The organism is Thalassobacter sp. (genome assembly GCF_982993085.1).
The window spans coordinates 1-23,749 of sequence record NZ_CEZFMW010000028.1; the positions used below are offsets into that span (position 1 = coordinate 1).

General features: G+C 58.6%; 24 protein-coding genes. 11 read left to right on the top strand and 13 right to left on the bottom strand.

The features are described 5' to 3' along the window. Together map and radC are read left to right on the top strand one after the other, a co-directional pair. On the top strand, nt 1-596 hold a 596-nt coding region (gene map / locus AC4GMC_RS06380), incomplete at its 5' end, for a type I methionyl aminopeptidase (protein WP_490391442.1). A gap of 60 nt (nt 597-656) precedes the next feature. Next, nucleotides 657-1,445, top strand: a complete 789-nt coding sequence (gene radC / locus AC4GMC_RS06385) for a RadC family protein (RefSeq protein WP_487876816.1) — start codon at nt 657-659, stop codon at nt 1,443-1,445. On the opposite strand, the gene secA is transcribed toward radC, so the two are convergent. Then, nucleotides 1,442-4,144: a preprotein translocase subunit SecA gene (gene secA / locus AC4GMC_RS06390; protein ID WP_487876822.1), complete on the bottom strand. Its 2,703-nt coding sequence runs from the start codon at nt 4,142-4,144 to the stop codon at nt 1,442-1,444. The two genes, radC and secA, sit on opposite strands and share 4 nt — an antisense overlap. A gap of 255 nt (nt 4,145-4,399) precedes the next feature. Here secA and AC4GMC_RS06395 point away from each other — a divergent pair, with 255 nt between their 5' ends. From AC4GMC_RS06395 to mutT, 3 genes are read left to right on the top strand one after another with little or no spacing between them, the layout of a single operon-like run. Next, nucleotides 4,400-5,239: a peptidylprolyl isomerase gene (locus AC4GMC_RS06395; RefSeq protein WP_487876817.1), complete on the top strand. Its 840-nt coding sequence runs from the start codon at nt 4,400-4,402 to the stop codon at nt 5,237-5,239. Nucleotides 5,240-5,241: 2 nt separating this feature from the next. Further along, nucleotides 5,242-6,582, top strand: a complete 1,341-nt coding sequence (argJ, locus tag AC4GMC_RS06400; RefSeq protein ID WP_487876823.1) for a bifunctional glutamate N-acetyltransferase/amino-acid acetyltransferase ArgJ — start codon at nt 5,242-5,244, stop codon at nt 6,580-6,582. A gap of 21 nt (nt 6,583-6,603) precedes the next feature. Beyond that, entirely contained in the window at nt 6,604-7,002 is a 399-nt protein-coding gene (gene mutT, locus AC4GMC_RS06405; RefSeq protein ID WP_487876818.1) for an 8-oxo-dGTP diphosphatase MutT, read from the top strand. Between the two features lie 422 nt (nt 7,003-7,424). On the opposite strand, the gene hemH is transcribed toward mutT, so the two are convergent. Both hemH and AC4GMC_RS06415 read right to left on the bottom strand, forming a co-directional pair. Then, nucleotides 7,425-8,504, bottom strand: coding sequence for a ferrochelatase (gene hemH / locus AC4GMC_RS06410; protein WP_487876824.1), 1,080 nt, complete (start codon nt 8,502-8,504; stop codon nt 7,425-7,427). Nucleotides 8,505-8,512: 8 nt separating this feature from the next. Further along, nucleotides 8,513-9,367 (bottom strand): methyltransferase domain-containing protein, encoded by an 855-nt coding sequence (locus AC4GMC_RS06415; protein ID WP_487876819.1) that lies wholly within the window; start codon nt 9,365-9,367, stop codon nt 8,513-8,515. A 24-nt stretch (nt 9,368-9,391) separates the two neighbouring features. Here AC4GMC_RS06415 and AC4GMC_RS06420 point away from each other — a divergent pair, with 24 nt between their 5' ends. The 4 genes from AC4GMC_RS06420 (at nt 9,392) to AC4GMC_RS06435 (ending at nt 11,747) form a co-directional block, all read left to right on the top strand. Continuing rightward, nucleotides 9,392-10,108, top strand: coding sequence for a double zinc ribbon domain-containing protein (locus AC4GMC_RS06420; protein WP_487876820.1), 717 nt, complete (start codon nt 9,392-9,394; stop codon nt 10,106-10,108). 84 nt (nt 10,109-10,192) lie between these two features. Beyond that, nucleotides 10,193-10,450 carry a glutaredoxin 3 gene (gene grxC / locus AC4GMC_RS06425; protein ID WP_487876821.1) on the top strand — a complete coding sequence of 86 codons (258 nt, stop codon included), beginning with the start codon at nt 10,193-10,195 and terminating at the stop codon, nt 10,448-10,450. Nucleotides 10,451-10,459: 9 nt separating this feature from the next. Beyond that, nucleotides 10,460-11,290 carry a carbon-nitrogen hydrolase family protein gene (locus tag AC4GMC_RS06430; protein WP_487878876.1) on the top strand — a complete coding sequence of 277 codons (831 nt, stop codon included), beginning with the start codon at nt 10,460-10,462 and terminating at the stop codon, nt 11,288-11,290. 13 nt (nt 11,291-11,303) lie between these two features. Then, complete coding sequence (locus tag AC4GMC_RS06435) at nt 11,304-11,747, top strand: MarR family winged helix-turn-helix transcriptional regulator (RefSeq protein WP_058123205.1); 444 nt, start codon at nt 11,304-11,306, stop codon at nt 11,745-11,747. Between the two features lie 91 nt (nt 11,748-11,838). Here the strand turns inward: AC4GMC_RS06435 and AC4GMC_RS06440 are convergent, their stop codons facing one another. Then, complete coding sequence (locus AC4GMC_RS06440) at nt 11,839-12,474, bottom strand: Npun_F0296 family exosortase-dependent surface protein (RefSeq protein ID WP_487877967.1); 636 nt, start codon at nt 12,472-12,474, stop codon at nt 11,839-11,841. A gap of 181 nt (nt 12,475-12,655) precedes the next feature. Beyond that, nucleotides 12,656-13,393, bottom strand: coding sequence for a bifunctional 2-polyprenyl-6-hydroxyphenol methylase/3-demethylubiquinol 3-O-methyltransferase UbiG (ubiG, locus tag AC4GMC_RS06445; RefSeq protein WP_487877968.1), 738 nt, complete (start codon nt 13,391-13,393; stop codon nt 12,656-12,658). 63 nt (nt 13,394-13,456) lie between these two features. On the opposite strand from ubiG, the gene pip reads away from it, so the two are divergent. Next, nucleotides 13,457-14,449 carry a prolyl aminopeptidase gene (pip, locus tag AC4GMC_RS06450; RefSeq protein WP_487877969.1) on the top strand — a complete coding sequence of 331 codons (993 nt, stop codon included), beginning with the start codon at nt 13,457-13,459 and terminating at the stop codon, nt 14,447-14,449. Here the strand turns inward: pip and AC4GMC_RS06455 are convergent. The 8 genes from AC4GMC_RS06455 to AC4GMC_RS06490 form a co-directional block, all read right to left on the bottom strand. After that, complete coding sequence (locus tag AC4GMC_RS06455; protein WP_487877970.1) at nt 14,446-14,913, bottom strand: hypothetical protein; 468 nt, start codon at nt 14,911-14,913, stop codon at nt 14,446-14,448. The two genes, pip and AC4GMC_RS06455, sit on opposite strands and share 4 nt — an antisense overlap. 51 nt (nt 14,914-14,964) lie before the next feature. Continuing rightward, complete coding sequence (locus tag AC4GMC_RS06460) at nt 14,965-15,444, bottom strand: RNA pyrophosphohydrolase (protein WP_052068299.1); 480 nt, start codon at nt 15,442-15,444, stop codon at nt 14,965-14,967. Nucleotides 15,445-15,448: 4 nt separating this feature from the next. Next, on the bottom strand, nt 15,449-16,783 hold the full coding sequence (locus AC4GMC_RS06465) for a S41 family peptidase (RefSeq protein WP_487878877.1): 1,335 nt from the start codon (nt 16,781-16,783) through the stop codon (nt 15,449-15,451). A gap of 32 nt (nt 16,784-16,815) precedes the next feature. Next, complete coding sequence (locus AC4GMC_RS06470; RefSeq protein ID WP_487878878.1) at nt 16,816-17,958, bottom strand: murein hydrolase activator EnvC family protein; 1,143 nt, start codon at nt 17,956-17,958, stop codon at nt 16,816-16,818. Continuing rightward, on the bottom strand, nt 17,943-19,469 hold the full coding sequence (gene gpmI, locus AC4GMC_RS06475; protein ID WP_487878717.1) for a 2,3-bisphosphoglycerate-independent phosphoglycerate mutase: 1,527 nt from the start codon (nt 19,467-19,469) through the stop codon (nt 17,943-17,945). The genes AC4GMC_RS06470 and gpmI overlap by 16 nt, the downstream gene beginning before the upstream one ends. Nucleotides 19,470-19,523: 54 nt before the next feature. Next, the gene (rlmH, locus tag AC4GMC_RS06480) at nt 19,524-19,994 is read right to left on the bottom strand and encodes a 23S rRNA (pseudouridine(1915)-N(3))-methyltransferase RlmH (RefSeq protein WP_487878718.1); all 471 of its coding nucleotides are present in this window, start codon (nt 19,992-19,994) and stop codon (nt 19,524-19,526) included. Continuing rightward, a complete protein-coding gene (rsfS, locus tag AC4GMC_RS06485) occupies nt 19,994-20,422 on the bottom strand; it encodes a ribosome silencing factor (protein WP_487878879.1) in 429 nt (142 codons plus the stop codon). Before rsfS ends, rlmH begins: the two co-directional genes overlap by 1 nt. Before the next feature lie 168 nt (nt 20,423-20,590). Continuing rightward, nucleotides 20,591-21,946 carry a mechanosensitive ion channel family protein gene (locus AC4GMC_RS06490; protein ID WP_487878880.1) on the bottom strand — a complete coding sequence of 452 codons (1,356 nt, stop codon included), beginning with the start codon at nt 21,944-21,946 and terminating at the stop codon, nt 20,591-20,593. Between the two features lie 288 nt (nt 21,947-22,234). Between AC4GMC_RS06490 and leuC the strand changes: the two genes are divergently transcribed. Then, nucleotides 22,235-23,641: a 3-isopropylmalate dehydratase large subunit gene (gene leuC, locus AC4GMC_RS06495; protein WP_487878881.1), complete on the top strand. Its 1,407-nt coding sequence runs from the start codon at nt 22,235-22,237 to the stop codon at nt 23,639-23,641. Nucleotides 23,642-23,749: the final 108 nt, after the last annotated feature.

Below are 23,749 nucleotides of genomic sequence, written 5' to 3' on the forward strand. Positions count from 1 at the left end.
GCTACAAACACGCCTCGTGCATTTCGATCAACCATGTGGTCTGTCATGGCATCCCCAGCGCCAAGACGCTGAAAGACGGCGATATTCTGAATATCGACGTCACGGTTATCGTTGATGGTTGGTTCGGTGACACCAGCCGGATGTACGTCGCAGGCAAGCTGCCGCGCAAAGCCGAGCGGTTGATACAGGTCACCCATGACGCTCTGTTCAAGGGCATTGAGGCCGTTAAGCCGGGCAACACCTTTGGCGATATTGGTCACGCGATCCAAGCCTATGTCGAGGCGCATCGCATGTCTGTTGTGCGTGATTTCTGCGGTCACGGGCTGGGGCGGGTGTTTCACGCACCGCCGAACGTGCTGCACTACGGTCGCGAAGGGTCTGGACCCGTGCTGGAAGAAGGCATGTTCTTTACGATTGAACCGATGGTTAATCTGGGCCGTCCAGAGACCAAGGTGTTGGCCGATGATTGGACTGCCGTGACCCGAGATAAATCCCTGTCGGCGCAGTTCGAACACTCGATCGGTGTGACTGCGACAGGCTGTGAGATTTTCACGCTGTCGCCCTCGGGCCGGTTTCATCCAACTTATGAGTTGTAGAGCCTAAAAAGCGCTGCATTCGTAACGGTTTGTTTACCAGTTTAGCGCCATGTTGAGCGCATGGCAGCTGACTCACCTTCCAACGCTTTCAAAGAGGCACCTTTGCCGGGGTTCCTCGTGGACTGCACACCACCTATCCCTCATGGGTCTCGTTCTACCCCACCCCCCCCCAGCGAACGAGATCACAGGCGTGACCACCGCTCCCGGCTAAGACATCGCTTTATGGAGGGTGGGGCAGCTGCCATGCCTGACTATGAGCTATTGGAATTGATATTGTTCCGCGCGCTCGCGCGGGGGGATACCAAACCACTCGCAAAACGACTGCTCACGGCCTTTGGCGATCTGAACAGGGTGATGGCAGCCTCACCTGCGCGGATCAAGGATGTCAAAGGGGCGGGGCAGGCGGTGGTCGAACAACTTAAGATTATGGAGGCTGTGGCCCACCGCATGGCGCGGGCCCAAGTGATCCAAAAGCCGATCCTATCATCGTGGGATAGTCTGCTGGGCTATTTACAAACCGCGATGGCGCATCAGCAGATTGAACAGTTTCGCGTGCTGTATCTGGACCGGAAGAATGTCCTGATCGCGGACGAAGAGCAGGGCAAGGGCACAGTGGATCATGTGCCCGTCTATCCGCGTGAAGTGGTCAAGCGCGCGCTTGAGCTTAACGCCTCAGCGTTAATCTTGGTGCATAACCACCCTTCGGGTGATCCGTCACCTTCAGATGCAGATATCGAGATGACCTATGCGATCCGCGATGCGGCGCAAGTTTTGGGCATCGTCCTGCATGACCATTTGATCATCGGCAAAGCGACGGAGCTCAGCTTTCGTAGCCAAGGCTTGCTTTAGAAGCTTCCGTGACAGTGCTTGAACTTCTTGCCTGATCCGCAGGGGCATTTGTCATTGCGGCTCGGGTTGCCCCACGTGCTTTGGTCATTTTCATTAAAGTTGGGTGCAGCAGCTTCGGCGCCGTCTACGGCCTCTGCCGGTGTGCTTCCTGATGCAGCAGCCTGCTGGGCGGCTTGTTGGGCCATAAGCTGCGCAATAAGGGCTTTTTGCTCTTCTTCAGTGCGGGGTCGAATGGTAGACAGGATTTTGGTCACCTCAGCGCGGAGACTGTCGAGCATCGAGGCAAACAGCTGAAAACCTTCGGTCTTGTACTCATTCAGAGGGTCGCGCTGCGCATACCCGCGAAAGCCCACAACAGAACGCAACTGTTCGAGCATCAAAAGATGTTCGCGCCATTTACTGTCAATCGTTTGCAACAGCACCTGCTTTTCGATGGTGCGCATCGCGTCTGGCCCGAATTGCGCGGCCTTGGCTGCCATGTATTCGTCTGCGGCCTTAACGATCCGTTCACGCATAACTTCTTGGTCTACGCCGTCTTCTTCTGCCCAGTCTTTGACGGGCATATCGATGTTCAGATGCGCGGTGATGTCTGCATGCAAAGCTTCGGTGTCCCACTGCTCCGAATAGCTGCGGGGGGGCATGTGCAGGTCCACCAGATCGTCGATCACTTCATGGCGCATATCACGCGCCACCTCCGAGATATCCTCGGCTTCCATGATCTCAAGTCGCTGTTCAAACACCGCTTTGCGTTGGTCGTTCATGACGTCGTCGAACTTAAGCAACTGCTTGCGGATATCGAAGTTGCGGCCTTCGACTTTGGCCTGCGCCTTCTCAAGCGACTTGTTCACCCAAGGGTGTACGATGGCCTCGCCCTCTTTCATCCCTAGCGTCGAGAGCACCTTTTCCAGCCGCTCCGAACCGAAAATGCGCATCAGGTCATCGTCAAGGGACAGGAAGAAGCTAGACCGGCCCGGATCACCCTGACGGCCAGACCGGCCGCGCAACTGGTTATCAATCCGGCGGCTTTCGTGGCGCTCCGTCGCAAGTACGAACAGGCCGCCCGCATCGAGAACCTTTTGTTTTTCCTCAGCGACTTCAGCCTCAATCCGGGCGCGGGTTTCCGCAGGATCGGCCTCAGGGGTGTCAGCCATTGCCTGCAAAACACGCATTTCCACGTTGCCACCCAGCTGGATGTCCGTGCCGCGGCCCGCCATGTTGGTGGCGATTGTGACCTGACCCAGCTTGCCTGCGTCGGCCACAATCTGGGCTTCTTGCTCGTGCTGGCGCGCGTTCAAAACATTGTGCGCGATGCCCTCTTTGGTCAACAACTGGCTCAACATCTCCGATTTCTCAATCGAAGTGGTGCCGACCAGCACGGGCTGGCCCTTTTCGTTCGCTTCCTTAATGGAGATCACGACCGCATTAAATTTCTCTTGCGCAGTGCGGTATATCTGGTCGTGGTCGTCGACCCGCGCGATCGGCTTGTTGGTGGGCACTTCGACCACACCCAAACCGTAAATTGATGCAAATTCTTCCGCTTCGGTGGCGGCTGTGCCGGTCATGCCGGACAGGGTGTTGTATAGGCGGAAATAGTTTTGGAACGTGACCGAGGCGAGCGTTACGTTTTCAGGCTGAATTTGGCAGCCCTCTTTGGCCTCAATCGCTTGGTGCAGGCCATCGCCCAAACGACGCCCGGCCATCATCCGGCCAGTGAATTCGTCAATCAAAACAACTTCATTGTTGCGTACGATGTACTGCGTGTCCTTCAGGAACAGTTTGTGCGCACGCAAACCCTGATTAACGTGGTGCACCAAGGTGACACTTTCCGGGTCATACAGCGATGCCTCGGCGTCGAGCAGGCCAGCTTCGTGTAAGATCTCCTCAAGGAACTCGTTACCTTCGTCAGTAAAGGTCACGTTGCGGGTCTTTTCATCCAAAGTGTAGTGTTCTTCGCGCACCTGGGGGATCAGATCATTCACCTTGATATAAAGATCCGAGCGGTCCTCGGAGGGGCCCGAAATCACCAGCGGTGTCCGTGCCTCATCAATTAGGATCGAGTCGACTTCATCGACGATGGCAAAGAAATGCCCGCGCTGCGCCATGTCGGATTTATTGGCGCGCATGTTGTCGCGCAGGTAGTCAAAGCCCAGCTCGTTGTTGGTGGCGTATGTGATGTCTGCCGCGTAGGCCGCTTGTTTTTCGGCTTCGGGTTGCTGCGGGTATACGACGCCAGTCGTCATGCCCAATTGCGCAAAGACTTTGCCCATCCATTCAGCGTCGCGTTTGGCAAGATAATCGTTAACGGTCACCACATGGACGCCCTTGCCCGCAAGCGCATTCAGGTACGCGGGCAGGGTGGACATGAGGGTCTTGCCCTCACCAGTTTTCATTTCGGCAATGTTGCCTTCGTGCAGGAAAATCCCGCCTAACAACTGCACGTCAAAGGCCCGTAGGCCAAGCGCGCGGCGCGCACCTTCGCGGCAGTTGGCAAAGGCTTCGGGCAACAGGGCATCAAGGCTTTCGCCGTTTTGTGCCCGTTCCTGTAGTGTGCGGGTGCGCGCGATGATGTCTTCGTCGGACAGGGCCTGAAATTCAGGCTCCAGCGCATTGATTTGAGCGACAATCTTGCGGGTTGCTTTTACTTTGCGATCGTTCGGCGTGCCAAAAACCTTTTTGGCAATAGTTCCCATCCCCAACATCAGCGTCGCATCCCCAATCGTAACAGGCACACGGTCGCCCGCGCACAAAAAGTTGCTGACAGTCCGCTTGTCCCTGCGCCGCGAGGTCCCTATCAAGGAAGCTGAGCGCCAACTAAGTGGCGGACTGACTTCGTCTATCGGCACATAAGGGCCTGTCTATTGGGTGTCAACGTGACGAACCGGGCAAGCACGCAGGATTGAACCAGATTGAACACGGCGGGCCACACTTTGGCTCCGAGATAAGAGGACTTCCCCATGACATCGATGAAACGCTTTTTGGCCTCTGTGGCGATTGCTGCGGCCTTTGTTGCCCCCGCTCAGGCGCAGGATGCCAACACCGTTTTGGCCACTGTGAACGGGGTCGACATTACCTTGGGCCACGTTGTGGCATTGGTCGAAAACCTACCCGATCAGTACCAATCCCTGCCCGATGATGTTCTGTTCCAAGGTGCGATGGACCAGCTGATTAACCAAGAAGCATTGGCCGGGTCTGCGCGGGAAAACGTGAGCCGTGCGTTGCGTTTAACATTGGAGTTGCAGGAAAAAGCGTTGATCGCGCAATCCGTAATCGCCGATGCGAGCCAAGCAGAGGTCACCGAAGACGATCTGCGTGCGCTTTATGATGTAGAGTTTGCGGCCACGGTGCCCGCGCCTGAATTCAATGCCTCCCACATCCTTGTGGATAGCGAAGAGACCGCTGCGTCCCTCGTGACCCAAATCGAAGATGGCGCGGATTTTGCGGAATTGGCCAAGACACATTCCACCGGTCCGTCTGGCCCACGTGGGGGTGCGCTGGGTTGGTTTGGCTTGGGGCAAATGGTGCCTGAGTTTGAGCAGGCTGTCCTTGGGCTTGAGGTTGGCGCGGTCTCTGCGCCCGTGCAAACGCAGTTCGGCTGGCATGTCGTGACATTGAACGAACGCCGTGAGCAAAGCGCGCCTGCGTTTGAGGATGTACGTGCCGAACTGGAAGGTCAGTTGCGTGAGCAGCGTGGTCAAGAAAAAGCGGCATCCGTTGTGGCTGCTGCTGATGTCGTACGCGCCGAGATCGAACTGGATCCAGCGTTGATCCGGAACAGCGATCTGATCGCTGACTAGGTATCATGAAAACGGTTGAGCGTCCTGAGATGTCCAAGAAAAAGCAAAAAATCAAGGCGCTAAAGGCCGAAGTTAAACGTCTTCGCCGCGCGTTAGAGGCACCCAAAGGGCCGTTGGTCTCGCCCTTGGCCCCTGCCGTATTCCCGGAATTGCCCGTTGTGCCCGGCGTTCGCTTTGCCACGGCTGCGGCTGGTGTCAAATACGCAGGCCGCACAGATGTGATGCTGGCGGAATTGGCACCAGGGACCGCGGTGGCGGGGGTGTTCACACGATCCGCCACGCGGTCAGCGAACGTTTTGGATTGTCAGGCCAAGATCGGTAGCGCGCCGGATGCAGGGGCAGCGATCATCGTGAATTCGGGCAATTCAAACGCATTCACTGGGGCGGCTGGTGATAAGTCCGTTGCTGCAATTTGTGACGCAGTGGCGCAGGGATTGGCGTTGCCGGTGGATCGTGTCTTTACGGCTTCAACCGGGGTGATCGGGCAGCGATTGCCTCACGATAGGATCACCGCAAAGGTCACGGAATTGGTCGACGCGTTGCATTCGGACGGGGTGGCCGAAGCGGCCGCTGCAATCATGACAACGGACACCTTCGCGAAGGGTGCCAAGGCTACAGCTGACATTGCGGGCACGCCTGTCCAAGTCGTGGGTATTGCCAAGGGCTCGGGCATGATTGCGCCGGATATGGCGACAATGCTGGTCTATATTTTCACGGACGCGGCGATTGCGCAGCCCACCTTGCAGGCCATGTTGACGCGCCTCACGGATCGGACGTTCAATGCGATCACGGTGGACAGTGACACTTCGACCTCCGACAGTTTGATGCTTGCTGCGACCGGGGCGGCCGGGCACGCGATGATCGAAGATCTCGAAACGCCTGCGGCTGCCGCGTTTGAGGCCGCTTTGCACGGTGTGATGCATGATCTTGCCTTGCAGGTGGTGCGCGACGGTGAGGGTGCAACCAAGCTGGTTGAAGTCCAAGTCACAGGGGCCGCAAGCGAGGCGGATGCCCGTAAAGTCGCCTCTGCGATTGCCAACTCACCACTTGTGAAGACCGCCATCGCTGGTGAAGATCCCAACTGGGGGCGCATCGTGATGGCAGTGGGTAAGTCGGGCGCGGTTGCGGATCGCGACACGCTTACGATTTATTTTGGCGATATTTTGGTCGCGGAAAAGGGCTGGGTCAGCCCCGATTACACCGAAGAAGCCGGTGCCGCTTATATGAAAAACGATCACATTACCGTCGTGGTCGATCTTGGTGTTGGGGCTGCGCGCGACACTATGTGGACCTGTGATTTGACCTACCGGTATGTCGAGATCAATGCAGACTACCGGTCCTAATCCGGTTCTTGGGGGAAGAGTATGAAGGTCGTTTTGGTTTCGGCCGTTGCGTTGATTGACGTCGATGGACGGGTTTTGTTGGGGCAACGCCCCGAAGGCAAAAGCATGGCGGGCCTGTGGGAATTTCCGGGTGGCAAGGTAGAGCCCGGTGAGACGCCAGAAGCTGCATTGGTGCGTGAGTTGGAGGAAGAACTGGGCATCAACACGTGGTCGTCCTGCTTGGCGCCGTTAACTTTCGCCAGCCACAGTTATGACGATTTTCATCTTTTGATGCCTCTGTTCGCCTGTCGCAAGTGGGAGGGGCAGCCGCAATCGCGCGAAGGTCAGGCGCTGAAGTGGGTGCGACCCAACGCTCTCAAGGATTATCCGATGCCTGCGGCTGACGTGCCGCTTATCCCGATACTAAGAGATTGGCTGTAGCTCGGCGCATTGACGTTCATATACCTTTAACTGACCTAAATGGTTTTAGGTATGGGCGGATGCACGCGCTGCGAAATGCATCACGTGCCTCAAAATCAGGCGGTACGGGCGGGCGCACATACAACATATGTCCTTAAATCGCGCGTAAACACGTATTTATCGGCGAAAATACGCGCAAAAGGCGAGCGATCGGAACTAAAATTAATAGATGCTTAACTTGTGGGCACTATAACGTTTGTGAGGTTGAGGAGGAGCCCGCACAATGATCAAAACCATAATGATTGGATCGACCGTATCCGTGCAGGGCATTTTCGTGAAACTGCTGCCTAATAAATTGATGCAGGTCAGGGTCGGTTCCCGGATATTCACAGGGCGCCCAGTCGGGGCTGGCTGACCACTCTTCGTCGTCAGCCAACAGGAATTTAGACCCAGCCACCCAAGTTATCGCGTACAATGTCCGCGAGCGCATCCATGTGGACATCGTCATCGTTAAGGCACGGGATGTAGGTGAACTGCTCGCCACCGGCCTCTTCAAAGCTTTCTTTGATCTCTTCGTTGATTTCTTCCAACGTCTCGATGCAATCGGCTGAAAATGCAGGTGCGATGACGGCAATCTTTTTCTTGCCATCCTCTTCTGCAAGCCGCGCGACTTCTTTAACAGTGTAGGGCTTCAGCCATTCCTCCGGACCAAATTTCGACTGGAAGGTCGTCATGATCTCGCTCTTGTCCCAGCCCAAACGTTCACGCAGCAGGCGCGTCGTTTTCTGGCATTGGCAGTGGTAGGGGTCGCCCTCCATCAGATACCGTTTTGGCACGCCGTGGTAGGAACACACCAAGATGTCGGGCCGGTCTTCGATGTTGGCGTAGGCGCGTTCTACGGATTGCGCGAGGGCCTCAATATAGCGCGGATCGCTTGAATATGCAGAAACTGTTCGCACAGCGGGTTGCCATTTTGGGGCCATCAATGCGCGGAAAAACTGGTCGTTTGCCGTGGCGCTCGTGGCGCCCGCGTATTGAGGATAAAGCGGGAAAAACAAGATCTTATCACAGCCCGCTGCCAACATCTGTTCAACCTTGGATTTGGTCGATGGGTTGCCGTAGCGCATGCAGTAGTCCACCACCACACGGTCGCCAAAGCTCTCGGCCATGCGCTGCGCCATTTTGGCGGTTTGTGCCTTGGTAATTGTGGCCAAGGGGCTTTCGCCTTTGTCCTCGTTCCAAATGGATTTGTACGCCGCACCCGAGCTAAAAGGGCGTTTGGTCAAGATCACCAATTGCAACAGAGGCTGCCACAGCCAAGGCGAGTAATCGATAACGCGGCGGTCGCTCAGAAACTCACCCAGATAGCGACGCATCGGCCAGTAGGTATAGTGATCCGGCGTGCCCAGATTGGCCAGCAGCACACCGACTTTGCCAAACCGCACCTTGGGGTGATCCGCATCGGCATGGGTCAGCGAGCCGTCGGGCTTGAAGTCGGGCAGGGTGTTGCTTGGGGAATGCATCGCGTCTTTCATGTCGTCTCCGGTGGGGGGTAGCTTGTCTCAGTATACTCGACGGTGCCAAGCGCGTCAGCAAGGCGGGCAGTTGCCGAGCCGGGGCGCAGCGGTTTGGGTTGATCGGCAGAGGGAGCCCAGCCCGTAAGAAAGGCCAGTTCAAAGGTCGCGTGAATGCGACCACCCTCTGCGGGGAATGCTTGGCTATAAATATGGGCCGCTCGCGGGAAAAGGCCACGTTTGGGCGGCGTTTTGTGCCGATCTGCCAGTGCGTTGGTCTCGCCCATGGCGCGCAGATCGCTGATGAGGTGGAGCATGTCACGGTATGTCACCGCGCGCGTCAGCACGTCAGCCACAGGTAATGCCAGCCCAGCACGCCCCAAAAGCGCACCTAGATCGCGAATGTCGCCCATCGGGGCGACGCGTGGTGATAGGCCGCCCATCTCGGCAGCCTCCGCCTCCGAGATGGCAGTGCGTAGTTCGCGTAGGGTCTGGCCGCCAAAGGCCACGCACAAAAGCAGGCCATCAGGTTTGAGCGCGCGGCGCGCCTGTACCAACTGTCCAACGGGGTCATTTGCCCAGTGCAAAGCCATCGCATGGATGACCAGATCATGGGCGCCGGGCGTCAGATCCAGCAAATCAGTGTCGGGAACGAGGCGAGCATCGGGAAAGGCAGGTCCCCAAATTTGCGGCGCACCTGTCACAATCGCGGGCTCTGTAAACGTTCTGTTAACGTCGATGAGTCTTTCTTTGATCTCCTCAATGGCGTCGTTGTGCAGGAACCACGCGCCGACATCACCGACCCGCGCGGCGCGCGCACGGGTATGGGCCAGTGCGGTTTCATCAGTAAGGCGTGGCGTTTGGGTCGTCATAATCAGCGTAGATAGGAGAAACCTTTGGGTTTGCAAACCGTCATCCGTGCGCTTTTCCCGCCGCAATGCCTTCTGTGCGAGGCGTGGGTGGCGGAGGCAGGCGGTTTATGTCCGGATTGTTGGCGCGACACCGAGTTTTTGACGGGTGTTCTGTGTGACAGCTGTGCTGCCCCTTTGCCGGGTTTGACTGCGGATATCGCGGTGCATTGCGACACGTGTTTATCTTCGCCGCCACCATGGCGTCACGCGCGTGCGGTGATGCGCTATACTGGGCGGGGGCGGCACTTGGCGTTGGCTCTGAAGCACTCCGACAGGACCGATATCGCGCCGGGCGCTGCGGGCATGATGCACCGGGCGGCCCATGATCTTATTTCCGCAAAAAGTGTTTTTGTGCCGGTGCCGTTACATTGGACCCGCTTGGCCAAGCGCCGCTATAACCAATCAGCGCTATTGGCGCAGGCGCTCGCACGACAGGCGGATGCTCAGGCGGCTTTGGGGGCTTTGCATCGGCCCAAACGTACACGCTCTCTGGGTGGGTTAAATGCGGATGCCCGCGCTAGGGAACTGGATGCGGCAATCGTCGTCGCGCAACCTCAATCCGTTCTGGGCCGTCATGTTATTTTAGTTGATGATGTCCTGACCTCTGGGGCTACGTTGCGCGCCTGCGCGCGTGCGGTTCAGCAAGCGGGTGCTGCTCAGGTTGATATTGTGGTTCTGGCTCGCGCTACGCCGCAGGTCTGATTGCCAATGGCCTCGCGGCTGGACCTTTGTGTGTGGCCATGCTTTAGGACTGTGTAACCCACAGCCCCTGCGAGAGGAGTGCACATGCAACCCGTCGAAATCTATACCTCCCCCACATGTGGTTTTTGCCATGCGGCCAAGCGGCTTTTGTCGTCTAAGTCGGTGAATTTTGTTGAATTTGACGTCTCGCGCACACCCGAAAAACGCCAAGAAATGATGTCGCGGGCCCACGGTGGGCATACCGTGCCGCAAATTTTCGTAGGCGATATTCATGTGGGTGGCTGCGATGACCTGTATGCTTTGGAACGCGCGGGAAAGCTGGACGCGCTCTTGGCGGGGTAGCGAAACCCCATGAGGCTGGGCCTGATCCAACCCACCGCGAGCGATACGCCCGCCGACAACCTTGCGGCCACATTGGCTGATATCGGGCGGGCCGTTGAGCAAGGGGCCGAATGGGTGCTAACCCCAGAGGTCACCAATTGCGTGTCTGCCAGCCGCACTCGTCAGATCGAAGTGCTAGAACTAGAAGAGCATGATGCGACCTTGCCTGCGTTGCAAAAGGCGGCTGCGGATCATGGAATTTGGCTGCTGATCGGCTCGCTTGCGATCAAGACAAACGACCCTGATGGGCGCTTTGCCAACCGATCCTACCTGATTGATCCCTTTGGCGAAATTACAGCTCGCTACGACAAGATCCATATGTTCGACGTGGATGTTTCCGCGACCGAAACCTACCGCGAAAGCGAAGGTTATCGCCCGGGTGACAAAGCGGTGCTTGCGCAGACCCCATGGGGCGCAGTGGGGATGACAATTTGCTATGATGTGCGGTTCGCCCATTTGTACCGGGGGCTGGCACAGGCAGGGGCGACGTTTTTAACCGTGCCTTCTGCCTTTTCGCCCGTCACGGGGGCTGCGCATTGGCATGCTCTGTTGCGGGCGCGCGCCATTGAAACAGGCTGTTTTGTGATTGCACCTGCCCAAACCGGTATCCACCCAACGACGCGTGGCCGTGCGCGGGCAACCTATGGTCACTCGCTTGTCGTAACGCCATGGGGCGACGTGGCGCTGGATGCGGGTGACGCTTGCGGTGTATACCTGTGCGACATCGCGCCAGAAGAGGTGGCGCAGGCACGCGCACGTGTGCCCTCTATCACAAAGGACGCGCCCTTTACCGGGCCCTAACGCAGCAAAAAGAATGACGACCGACACCGAAGACCTCGCCGTATCGCTCTTTTCGGAGATGCTCACAGCAGATCAACTGTTGCGGAGCAGGCTGTCCAAAGTGCTGCCCAAGGGGATGGAGTTGAGCCATTTTGCCGTGCTGAACCACCTTGCGCATATCCAAGAAGAGCGGTCCCCCGCGCAGCTGGCCCAGACATTCAATGTCACCCGCGGCGCGATGACCAATACGTTGGGCAAGCTGGAGTGGGCCGGTCATGTCCATATCCGTCCGGACTGGGATGACGCTCGGCGCAAAATGATCGCGATCAGTCCTGCGGGTATCAAGGCGCGCGATGCCGCAGTGGCGGCGCTTTTGCCGCTGATCGTGGATTTGGTTGAAAGCATTGGCCGCCAAAAGGCACGCGCGACCGTGCCTGTCCTGCGTGAAATGCGTAATCGACTGGCCAGAGACGATTGATCAAACTGACAATCGCATTGCAAAAAGGGCGCCCCGAAGAGCGCCCTTTTCTAAAATGTATGTCATAAATAAATTTTAGAGGAACCTGAGATCAGGATTTCTTGCGACGGCTCCGCATAAAGGCGATGCCACCCAGACCTGCAAACAGCAGGGGCAGGGATGCTGGCAGCGGAACAGCAGCCATTGTCAGGTTAGCGAATTCAAACGCGGGCAGACCAACCGATTTGAAAGTGATCGAGTCGAAGCCAGCGCCTGTTGTGTCTGTGATCGTGACCAGCACCGCACCACGGCCAAGACCGGGCGAAGGGAAGATCGGCTGCAGAGCGGGGTCTGCACCGTTGATCACAGTCGTGGTGCCGCCACCGGACAATGTGATTTCGAGATCGTTGTATGTGTCTGGCGAGCCCCAGATGAACGAAACTACGCCCATCGCGTTGCCGGTCAGGCTGTATGTCGCCGTCGCGTCGCGGGAAACCGCCGTATAAAGTGCAGATGGATCGTCGACATTGATGATGCCGGTCCATGGGCTTAGACGTTGGTTAGGAAACGTCGAAGAATTGCCGAAGACGTTCTCGGCTACAAAGCCAGTTGTCGAGTCCGCGAGCGGGTTGGCAACTGGTGTTGTTGGAATGACATTGGATTGCGTGATCGTCACGGCGAATGCCAATGACGCAGAGGCAGCCAACATCCCCGCAGCAACTAAAGTGGTTTTTAAAGTTTTAAACATGATTTCCTCATCAGTAACTAATCTTAAGATACATTACCTGAGGTGTTTAAAATCTTCAACGTTTTCATGCAAAAATGACCATAACCCTTAAAAATGGACAAATTTGAGTGAAAACAAGGCACTTATGGGGCGAAGTTGCGCAGCCGTTAAGCACATCTCGTTTTGTGACGTTAACGTTTTGTTATCTTTTGATACTCGCAGTCACGTAATTGACCGAAAGATCCTTGGCAGAGATTCGCCACTTCCACGTCACCGGATTGAACTGAAATCCTTTGCGGTCGACGGGCGTGAGGCCGGATTGTTCAATGAGTTGAAAGAGTTCGTCAGGGGTGATGAACTTGCGCCAATCGTGGGTACCTTTGGGCAGCCAACGCATCACATATTCGGCGCCGATGATCCCCATGACAAAGCTTTTGGGGTTCCGATTCAGGGTCGAACAGATCATCAACCCACCTGATTTCATCAAGTGCTGACATGCCGTTAGATAAGCGAGGGGGTCGGCTACGTGTTCAACAACCTCCATGTTCAGAACGACATCAAAGCGGGGCTCATCGCTTGCGGCTAAATCTTCGGCCGTTGTGCAGCGGTAATCGATTTCGAGACCAGATTGCTCTGCGTGCAGCTGAGCAACGGGGATGTTCCGCTCAGCCGCATCAACGCCCACCACGGTCGCACCCAGTCGTGTCATTGGTTCTGCCAAAAGGCCGCCACCGCATCCGATATCCAGCAGGCGAAGGCCTTTGAATGGCTCTGGCTGGGTCAAGTCACGGTCAAATTCCATCGCAATCTGCTGGGTAATATAGTCCAGCCGGCATGGGTTAAGCATGTGTAGCGGCTTGAACTTGCCATTGGTGTCCCACCATTCGGCGGCCATGGCTTCGAATTTTGCGATCTCGGCGGCGTCAACTGTTGTGGTCATGGGGGCAACTCTTCGGTAGGGTTTGTGTGGTGCAAGGTTTCCAAAGGGCTATATAGAGCACCCATGGACAGATACCCGAGTCAAAAGCGCGCAGGCGCATACCTGTACCCGCCGTTGGACCCCTGGGACCAGCGAATGCTAGAGGTAGGCGAGGGGCACCGTATCTATGTAGAGCAGTGCGGCAACCCCGAAGGCGCGCCGGTGATTGTGCTGCATGGTGGCCCCGGTGGCGGCTGTAGCCCATCGATGCGGCGCTATTTCGACCCAAATGTGTGGCGGATCATTCTGTTTGATCAGCGTGGATGTGGCCGCTCGCGTCCCCACGCGGTGGTCAAAGACAACACGACATGGCACCTCGTACGCGATATTGAGGCCATTCGGAACACGCTAGGCGTTGATCGTTGGGCGGTTTTTGGGGGGTCATGGGGCGCGACGCTTGCGTTGATTTACGCGATTACTCATCCCGAACGGGTGGGTTACTTGGCGGTGCGCGGTGTGTTCTTGATGATGCAGCGTGAGTTGGATTGGTTTTATGGCGGCGGCGCGGGGCAATTTTGGCCCGAGCAATGGGCGCGGTTTGTGGGCCTGATCCCCGAAGAAGAGCGGCACGACCTGATCGCGGCCTATCATTCGCGGCTGTTTTCCGCTGATCTGATGCAGGAGACCCGCTATGCCCGGGCATGGGCCGCGTGGGAAAATGCGCTGGCCTCGATGGCGAGCCAAGGCCACGGCGGTGATAGCCCTGCGGAATACGCGCGGGCCTTTTCCCGGCTTGAGAACCATTATTTCGTGAACAAAGGCTGGCTTGAATCCGACGGGTGGATTTTGAACAACCTTGGCCGCATTGCGGGCACCCCCGGTGTGATCGTGCAGGGCCGGTATGATATGATCTGCCCGCCGTATTCTGCGCAGGCGTTGTCGGATGCGTGGTCCGGTAGCACGCTGCACATGATCCCAAATGCAGGTCACGCCCTGTCGGAGCCTGGCATCAGTGAGGCATTGGTCGAAGCGATGAACCGCGCGGGCCAACGGACCAAATCGCTGGGGCTGCTTTAGCGCGGGCATTGCCCGGCCAGGCAGGCCCGGACCTCTGCGCGGGCGGCGGGGCTGTCACGGTGCAGAGCATACTCAGGGCAGGGGCCCGATCGTAGCACATGGGTGTCTCCGCGGCGCTCTAGAAATGCGATGTAGCCGCCTTGTGGTACGGCTCCGCACCATTGGCCTGCGCAACTCACCTCGACGGTAATGATTTCATTGAAGCGTTGGTTCAGCCCGCCAGCGCCCGCGCGCACCCCCGAAAACCTAGCCTTGGCCACAAAAGAGAGCGGCACCCCGCGCAGATCCGTGCGAGCCGTGCTTTGCTGGCCACCCAGTCGGTCCACAATGCCGGCAGCCAGCACATAGGCCCGGTCCGAGCCCGCGGCAAAGCGAAAGCTGTCCGAAAGGGTAGGCGCCTGCTTGCAGGATAACGCCTGCGCCTGAGACGCAAGTGTTAGGGCAATGACAACGGCGCGGAACATAGGCTTAGCCTGCACGTAGAAATACGCGCAGGATAAGGGGGTATATCGTCGCTACAGAAGTGCAAACTCCCGCAAGACATCGCGGTAGATGTCACGCTTGAACGGCACGATGGCATCCAGCAGGTCAGGCCCACGCATCCACTGCCAGCGCAGGAATTCGGGGTGCTCGGTTTCGATCACGATGGCCGTGTCTGGCGCAAGCATGCGCATACGAAACCATGTCTGCTCTTGGCCGCGAAACCGCCCCTTCCAAAGCTTGGGCAGTAAATCCAGCGGTAGATCGTAGCGCAGGGGTGTCGCAGTTTGTCCAAGGACATCGACCTGATCGGCGCGCAGGCCGGTTTCTTCCTCCAGCTCACGCAGGCCCGCAGTGCGTAGGTCTTCGCCTGCGTCCACACCACCCTGCGGCATTTGCCACGCGCCGGGGGTATCAATCCGCTCACCCGCCCAGATCAGCCCATCGGAGTTGAGAAGGCACAGGCCCACGTTGGGCCTGTACGGCAGCTTGGCTGCATCTTCTAACGTGATCATCAGTTTATTGCACCGCCATATCGATGGCGCTGAGGCCTTTGAGGATATCAACCGCATAGGCCAATTGGTAATCGTCGGTGCGCAGCTGCGCGGCCTGTTCAGCGGCTTCCTGCTCTTGCAGGATCTGCTGCTGTTGATCTTCGCTCAGACTGTCGTTTGAGATGGACCCACGCAGACCCGCCTCAGAGCGGCGAGGGCGATCATCGGCCTCTTCTTCGGATGGTTGCACGCGTGGCGGTTGCTGCACCACGATGTCGGGTGACACGCCCAAGGCTTGGATCGAGCGGCCCGAAGGCGTGTAATAGCGCGAGGTCGTCAAACGCATCGCCCCGTCACCCTGCACAGGCATGATCGACTGAACCGATCCTTTGCCAAAGCTTTTGGTGCCCACGACCACGGCGCGGCGATGGTCCTGCAAGGCACCTGCCACGATCTCGGATGCAGAGGCCGAGCCGCCGTTGATCAACACGACCAGCGGCAGGCCGTTGATCGTGTCACCGGGGCGCGCGTTGAAACGGTCGCCATCACGCGGGTTGCGCCCACGGGTCGAGACGATTTCGCCCTGCTCAAGGAAAATGTCAGCCAGTTCGACACCCGCCGTCAGCAGACCACCGGGGTTGTTGCGCAAATCCAGCACAACGCCGTTGATGTTGTCCAAACCACCTGCGGCTTCGATCTCACGCTCCATGCCGTCGCGGACGTTGGGCAGAGTCTGTTCGTTAAAGGTCGAAACCCGCACCACGACACTGTCACCTTCGGTGCGGACCCGTGCGGCGGTCAGCTTGATGTTGCCGCGGGTAACGCCAATCTCTAGCGGCTCCTCTACGCCTTCGCGGCGCACGGTCAACTCGACATCGGTGCCCACAGGGCCTTTCATTAATTCGACCGCTTCGCTGAGCGTCAGGCCAAGCAGGCTTTCACCATCGACGGCGGTGATAAAGTCGCCCGCCTCGATGCCCGCCTCAAGTGCGGGGCTGCCGTCCATCGGCGTGACAACTTTCACAAAGCCGCTTTCTTGCTGCACCTCAATCCCGAGGCCGCCGAACTCACCGCGGTTATCCACCTGCATGGCCGTAAAGGCCTGTGGCGGCAGATAGCTGGAATGCGGATCAAGTGAGGTCAGCATTCCGTTGATGGCGGCTTCAATCAGCTCTCCCTCATCGACTTCCTCGACGTATTGGGTGCGGATGCGTTCAAAAATAATTCCAAACAGGTCAAGCTGTTCGTACACACTGGCCCGGTCTCCCGCTTCTTCAGCAAGCAAAGGCCCGGCAATGTAGGTTGTCGCGCCAATCCCGGTAATCGTGCCGACTGCGGCGGCCATGAGCATCTTTTTCATTTGATCTCTCTTTTATGCATCAAGCGGCGGGCCTATTGGGCAAACCAATCCGCGGGGTCCACCGGTGTGTTCCGGTCTCTTACCTCTATATAAAGCGTCTCGGAGCGGCCTGCGCCACCACCTTGTCCCACCTCGCGCAGAAAATCCTGCGCTCGTGGCAAGGTGCCGCCCATCACGCCGACGGGTGCGCCTTGGCTCAGAATGGTACCGGATGTTCCGTAAGTCTCTGACATTCCAGCAAGAATGATCAACTCATTGGGGCCGGGTTCCAGTATGATGACCTGCCCTTGGTCCAACAAAGGGCCTGCATAGCGAATGGTCGCGTCTAACGGAGATGTGACCAACGCGCCGGGTGTTGTGGCGATGAGCCAGCCGTTGCGGACAATTCCGGCGGCATCTGCTTCACCAAAGGTGCGCAGCACTTGGCCGGTGACAGGCAGCGGCAGGGCCGTGGTCGTGGCTTCGGGCGCTGGTGTCGTACCCGCCCCCGAAAGGGTGCCTAGACCATCGGCAAAGCCCGACAACGTATCGGCGTTTTGCACGAGAGCGGCCATGGCATCGGCGTCCTGGACAAACCGTTGTGGGCGGTCTGTACGATTGGACAAGGCGGTGGCCAGTGCCGTGCGGGCGGTCTGTACCTCGGCCAATCCAGTTTCAAGCGTTATCTGGGCATGGTTTTGCAGATCCCGCAAAAGCGCGAGGTCGGCCAGGTCCGTGCGCAGGGCGTCGACCTCGGCCTGTATGGCGGGGGTGATCGCGGCCACCATTTGCCCTGCTTGCGCGGTGCCAACAGGCCCCGATGGATGCAGCGTCAAAAGGGGGGCAGGCGTGTGCCCGATCCGTGCGAGCACGCCCAAAAGTTGGGCCACTTCGGCGCGACGGTCCTCAAGGTCTGCTGCCAAAACCCGTTCACGCGCGTTAACCTGTCGGAGGCCGTCGCGCAGCGCGGATAAGCCATCCTCATAGGCGCGAACGGTTCGGGTCAGGGCCGCGATCCGGTCTGAGGCGCGGTTCGCATCTGCAAGCAGATCACCCGCTGAAATCAACTGCTGTGCTGCGGCGCGGGCCGTTTGTTCCAGCGTTTGCGCGCGGGCAGGCCCCACGGATAGCGCGCTCAACGCACCCGCCAGTGTGGCGGCCATGATGACCGCGCGCAGGATCATCCGAACAGGCACCGGCCTGTCATCTCGGGCGGCGGTTGCAGTCCCATCAGGGCCAGCACCGTGGGCGCGAGGTCGGCCAAACGTCCGTCTTGCATCGTGGCGCCTGCGGGGCCACCAACCATGATCACCGGAACGGGGTTCAGCGTGTGGGCCGTATGTGGCGCGCCGGTTGTTGGTTCAACCATGGTTTCGCAATTACCGTGGTCGGCGCAGATAATTGCCGCACCCCCTTTGGCCTTGAGGGCGGTTAGGGCGGCACCAAGCCCGGTATCCACAGCCTCACATGCTTTGGCGGCGGCTGCGAGGTCCCCGGTGTGACCCACCATGTCTGGGTTGGCGTAGTTCACAACGATCAGGTCGTAGCCTGCGTTAATCGCGCTGATAAAATGCTCGGTCACTTCAGCGGCGGACATCTCGGGTTGAAGGTCATAAGTCGCGACCGCGGGTGATTTCGGCATGAACCGATCCTCGCCTGGCTCGGGTGTTTCCTTGCCCCCGTTCAAAAAGAACGTGACATGCGGGTATTTCTCGGTCTCTGCGAGGTGGAATTGCCGTTTTCCGGCCTGAGCCACCCATGCGCCCAACGTGTTTTCAACCTGCTTTTTGGGGTAGACCGTGGCCATAAAGGCGTTGTGCGCCTCGGAGTAGTCGACCATGCCCAGCATATGCAGCGGTGTTTGTGTGCGGGCGAACCCGACAAAAGCAGGATCGGCCAGCGCACTGAGGATTTCGCGGGCGCGATCGGCCCGGAAATTGAGGCAAAAGAACCCGTCGCCCTTTGCCATCCCGGTGTGACCTGGGAGGACGGTCGGGGCGATAAATTCGTCCGTTTCGCCTTTGGCATAGCTTTGGGCTACGGCGGCGCCTGCTTCAGACGCACTTGCCCCTTTGGCAAAGACCATGGCGTCATACGCGCGTTCAACCCGGTCCCAGCGGGTGTCACGGTCCATCGCCCAATAGCGACCAATCACCGTTGCGATCCGCGCGCCAGCGGGTAGGGCAGACTGAAGTTGGTCAAGGAAGCCATCGGCAGATTGTGGCGCCACGTCGCGGCCATCGGTGATGGCGTGAATGGCCACGGGCACACCAGCGGCGGTGATCGCATCAACGGCGGCGATAATGTGAGACAGGTGCCCATGCACGCCGCCATCAGACACAACACCCATCAGGTGCGCGGTACCGCCTGATGCCTTTAGGATGCCGATCCAAGCGGTCAGCGAAGGCGCGGTGGCAAAACTGCCATCCTCTACCGCTAGATCAATCTGGCCCAAATCCATCGCAACCACGCGGCCCGCGCCGATGTTCATGTGTCCAACCTCTGAGTTGCCCATTTGCCCACGCGGTAGGCCCACATCGGGGCCATGGGTGATCAGAGTGGCATTGGGGCAGGTCGCCATCAGGCGATCCATGGTGGGCGTATGCGCCACATCCGGGGCTGAGGTTGCGGGCGTGTCGGATAGGCCCCATCCATCCAGAATACACAGGACGACGGGTGCTTTGGCGGGGGTGGTTTGTTTGGTCATGGTCATCTTTTGGACCAAGGGCCGCTGCGGGACAAGTCCCGGCGCAGGCGCGGTTCAGACCCGGTGGTAGGGGCTGCCTGCCAAAATGCTTGCGGCGCGGTACATCTGTTCGGCCAACATGACCCGGACCAGCATATGCGGCCAGACCATCGCGCCAAAGCTGATTGTCATGTCCGCCTGTGCCCGCAGGCTTGGATCAATGCCGTCTGCGCCGCCAATCACAAAGGCCAGATCCCCCCGGCCCTGATCGCGTACACGTCCCAGTCGGTCGGCAAACGAAGGTGAGGTCATGACTTCGCCGCGTTCATCCAGACACCAAAGTGCAGCCCCAGTCGGCAGCGCGCGGCGCAGCAAATCTGCCTCTGCGGCCATACCGCCGCCGCGTTTATCCTCAACCTCAACAACGCGCGCGGGGCCCAGCCCTAGGCTGCGCCCCGTACGGTCAAACCGGGTCAGATAATCGTCGATTAGTGCTTTTTCTGGCCCTTTGCGGAGCCGGCCCACAACGCACAGGTGAAGGCGCATCAGACCTTCGCAGCGCTCGCGGAAGCGGGGTCAGACGGGCTGGCTTGCCACATCTTTTCCAGTTGGTAGAATTCGCGCACTTCGGGGCGGAACACGTGGACGATCACGTCACCTGCGTCGAGCAGGACCCAATCACCGGCGCCTTTGCCTTCGATTTTGCAGCTCCGGCCCAGCTGGACCTTAAGAACTTCGGCCAGCTTTTCCGATAGGGCGCTGACCTGACGTGTCGAGCGGCCCGAGCAAACCACCATGTGGTCCGCCATCGAGGTTTTGCCGCGCAGGTCAATCTGCACGATATCTTCGGCCTTTTCGGCCTCCAGCGATGTCAGGATAAGGGCAAGCGTAGCGTCCGAAGCGGCCGTATCGCTGGTTGCGTGTGGCGCTGTCGTGGCGCCCGGGGTCTGAGCAGACAGGGTCTGATCCTCCAAAAAATGGTGCGCCTCTCGCGCGTCCTGTCCGCAGGCTACCAAAGGTTGAGCCGCAAAACAATGATATCCGCAGTCGTGCGGAAGCGGCCTGATGCCCTGTGATGGGCGGAATGTCCAGCCCCCATGGGCCAGGGCTGCTGCGAAGGGCGCGAATTGCCATGGTGATCGTTAGGGTGTCGGTTGATCCGCGTCCTGCTGCGTGGGGTTCAGCATCGTGACCTCGCGCTGCGGGAAGGGGATAGAAATGCCATGTTCTCGGAAGGCATCCCACAAAGCCAAGAAGACGTTACCGCGAATGTTGGTCAGCCCGCCGGTGGGGTCTTTGATCCAGAACCGTAATATGTAGTCTACTGAACTGTCGCCAAATCCCACGATGTGACACACAGGCGGGCGGTGGCTGAGGACACGTTCAACGCCTTGCGCGGCTTCAATCGCGACTTTGCGCACCAGATGGGGGTCGTCGTTGTAGGCTGTGCCAAAGTGGATATCGAGGCGGACAAATTCATTGGAGTGGGACCAGTTGACCACTTGGCCTGTGATTAGGTCTTCATTCGGGATCAGGTATTCCTTGCCGTCGCGGGTCACCACGCTAGCGTAGCGCGCGCCCAGAGTCTGGATCCAGCCGAAAGTATCCCCAAGCGAGATCACGTCGCCGGGCTTGATCGACTTGTCGAGCAGGATAATCACGCCGGACACAAGGTTGGACACGACCTTTTGCAGGCCGAACCCCAGCCCCACGCCGATGGCCCCCGACAAGACCGCAAGCCCGGTTAGGTCGATGCCGACAGCCCCCAAGCCAATAAAGATCGCGGCCCCATAAAACACGACTTGGATGACCTTGATGGCCAGAACCCGCATCGAAGGGGACATGTCCTCATTGGTTTGCAGCCGTTCTGCGGTGGTGCGGGTGATAAAACGCGCGCCCATCACAAGTACCGCCAAAAGGGCCGCGCCTTGCAGGATTTGCCACAAGCTGATGGAGCTATCGCCCATGCCAATGCGGGCGCTGTCTAGTACGACCTGTGTGTCGTCATCCAATTGTAACAGGCGCAGCGTGATCCATATCCACGCGGCCCAATTTACAAAGCGGCGCAAAACGTTGTTTTTGATAAGCCGCGTGGCAAAGGCCACAATCAGCCAAGCGGTGGCCAGATTGGCGGCAATCGCAATGAGATAGTAGCGTGAAGGAAAACGGAACATCTCCTGCATGATGGCCAGCGCGCCCCATGCAAGAAGGACAAACACGATCCCTCGTAGCCGGTTGCGGACCACCACCAACCAGCGCAATTGCCACTTTGGCATCCCTTCACGGGTGCGGACCCATGCCTCTAACCTTGGGGTCAACACTCTGCGCGCGCTCTCGGCAACCATGAACAAAACCACAAGGATTACGATTTGCGTCAGGCTTGAGGGGCGCAAAAGCCCAGACGCAAACAGCTCCGCCTGCCGCAGGATCATCTGCGCGGTGTCGCTGGCGAGCTGTAGTGTCGTGGTGTCGGTTGGTGGGCTTTCGTGATTTGCCATATCAGCAGAGTGCGCCAGCGATGCGCGCGCGGCAAGGGGTATGGTTTATCAGGAGTGCGCGCCCGATCTGAGGCGTGCGCGCGCGGTGTGAAACGCGTCCCTTGCGAAGGGCGCAATCCGGTTGTATCTCAGCGTTATGACGAGCTTTATTCTCATGGAAGATCGCGCCCGCCTGCGTGAACGCTTTTACGGCGCCTCCATGAGCGTGCGCGCGCGCCTCGGCTGACCCGCCCACCCCTGAACAGACCACAGACGCTCACCAACAACATCACGGGAGAGGACCCCATCATGTCCCCCAAAACGCTCTATGACAAAATCTGGGATGCGCACCTTGCGCACGAAGCCGAAGACGGCACCAGCCTGCTGTATATCGACCGCCACCTTGTGCACGAAGTGACCTCGCCGCAGGCGTTCGAAGGCCTGCGCCTGACGGGACGCAAAGTGCGCGCGCCAGAAAAAACCATCGCGGTGCCGGATCATAACGTTCCCACGACCCCCGGTCGTGAAGACCCCGCCAATATGACCGAAGATTCGGCCATTCAGGTTGCGGCCCTCGACAAAAACGCCAAGGATTTTGGCATTCACTATTATCCCGTGTCTGACGTGCGTCAGGGTATCGTGCACATCGTTGGCCCCGAGCAGGGCTGGACCTTGCCCGGCATGACCGTTGTGTGCGGCGACAGCCACACTGCGACCCACGGCGCGTTTGGCGCGTTGGCCCACGGCATCGGCACGTCCGAGGTTGAGCACGTTCTGGCCACGCAAACGCTGATCCAGAAGAAATCCAAAAACATGAAGGTCGAGATTACTGGCAAACTTGCGCCAGGTGTGACCGCCAAGGACATTGTTCTGACCATCATCGGTGAGACCGGAACCGCAGGCGGCACCGGCTATGTGATTGAATACTGTGGTGAAGCGATCCGCGATCTGTCCATGGAAGGTCGTATGACCATCTGTAACATGGCCATTGAGGGCGGCGCGCGCGCGGGCCTCATCGCACCGGATGAAACCACATATGCCTACGTCGAAGGCCGCCCACATGCGCCCAAAGGTGCCCAGTGGGAAGCTGCGATGAATTGGTGGAAAACGCTGTATTCCGACGATGATGCGGCGTGGGACAAGGTCCTGACGATCCGGGGCGAAGACATTGCGCCGACCGTCACTTGGGGCACTTCGCCCGAGGATGTTCTGCCCATCACGGCCGCGGTGCCATCGGCGTCTGATTTCAAAGGCGGCAAGGTCGATGCGGCGCAACGCTCGCTCGATTACATGGGTCTGACTGCGGGCACGCCGCTGGCAGAGGTTGCCATCGATACGGTCTTTATCGGTTCGTGCACCAATGGCCGGATTGAGGATCTGCGCGCTGCTGCCGCGATCCTAAAGGGCAAAAAGAAGAAAGACGGTATCCGCGCGATGGTCGTTCCGGGCTCGGGCCTTGTGCGTGCGCAGGCTGAGGAAGAAGGCTTGGCGGATATCTTTAAGGAGGCCGGTTTTGAATGGCGCCTTGCGGGCTGTTCGATGTGTCTGGCAATGAACCCCGACCAATTGGCGCCGGGTGAGCGGTGTGCCGCGACATCCAACCGTAACTTTGAGGGTCGTCAGGGCCGGGGTGGGCGCACGCATTTGATGTCGCCTGCAATGGCCGCGGCTGCTGCGATTACGGGTCGTCTGACGGATGTACGCGACCTGATGTAGGGGCTTTGGTGGGCGTCTCGTGCGAGGCGCCTGCTTTTATAGTAAACAAAATGCCGCCCATGATGTCATGGGCGGCATTTTGTTTTGGGTTTATGGATTAACGAGCGA

Coding starts and splice junctions, on each gene's coding strand:
- radC (WP_487876816.1), top strand. CDS start 657: ATGGCAGCTGACTCACCTTCCAACGCTTTCAAAGAGGCACCTTTGCCG.
- secA (WP_487876822.1), bottom strand. CDS start 4,144: ATGTTGGGGATGGGAACTATTGCCAAAAAGGTTTTTGGCACGCCGAAC.
- AC4GMC_RS06395 (WP_487876817.1), top strand. CDS start 4,400: ATGACATCGATGAAACGCTTTTTGGCCTCTGTGGCGATTGCTGCGGCC.
- mutT (WP_487876818.1), top strand. CDS start 6,604: ATGAAGGTCGTTTTGGTTTCGGCCGTTGCGTTGATTGACGTCGATGGA.
- hemH (WP_487876824.1), bottom strand. CDS start 8,504: ATGCATTCCCCAAGCAACACCCTGCCCGACTTCAAGCCCGACGGCTCG.
- AC4GMC_RS06415 (WP_487876819.1), bottom strand. CDS start 9,367: ATGACGACCCAAACGCCACGCCTTACTGATGAAACCGCACTGGCCCAT.
- grxC (WP_487876821.1), top strand. CDS start 10,193: ATGCAACCCGTCGAAATCTATACCTCCCCCACATGTGGTTTTTGCCAT.
- AC4GMC_RS06430 (WP_487878876.1), top strand. CDS start 10,460: ATGAGGCTGGGCCTGATCCAACCCACCGCGAGCGATACGCCCGCCGAC.
- AC4GMC_RS06435 (WP_058123205.1), top strand. CDS start 11,304: ATGACGACCGACACCGAAGACCTCGCCGTATCGCTCTTTTCGGAGATG.
- AC4GMC_RS06440 (WP_487877967.1), bottom strand. CDS start 12,474: ATGTTTAAAACTTTAAAAACCACTTTAGTTGCTGCGGGGATGTTGGCT.
- ubiG (WP_487877968.1), bottom strand. CDS start 13,393: ATGACCACAACAGTTGACGCCGCCGAGATCGCAAAATTCGAAGCCATG.
- pip (WP_487877969.1), top strand. CDS start 13,457: ATGGACAGATACCCGAGTCAAAAGCGCGCAGGCGCATACCTGTACCCG.
- AC4GMC_RS06455 (WP_487877970.1), bottom strand. CDS start 14,913: ATGTTCCGCGCCGTTGTCATTGCCCTAACACTTGCGTCTCAGGCGCAG.
- AC4GMC_RS06460 (WP_052068299.1), bottom strand. CDS start 15,444: ATGATCACGTTAGAAGATGCAGCCAAGCTGCCGTACAGGCCCAACGTG.
- AC4GMC_RS06465 (WP_487878877.1), bottom strand. CDS start 16,783: ATGAAAAAGATGCTCATGGCCGCCGCAGTCGGCACGATTACCGGGATT.
- gpmI (WP_487878717.1), bottom strand. CDS start 19,469: ATGACCAAACAAACCACCCCCGCCAAAGCACCCGTCGTCCTGTGTATT.
- rlmH (WP_487878718.1), bottom strand. CDS start 19,994: ATGCGCCTTCACCTGTGCGTTGTGGGCCGGCTCCGCAAAGGGCCAGAA.
- AC4GMC_RS06490 (WP_487878880.1), bottom strand. CDS start 21,946: ATGGCAAATCACGAAAGCCCACCAACCGACACCACGACACTACAGCTC.
- leuC (WP_487878881.1), top strand. CDS start 22,235: ATGTCCCCCAAAACGCTCTATGACAAAATCTGGGATGCGCACCTTGCG.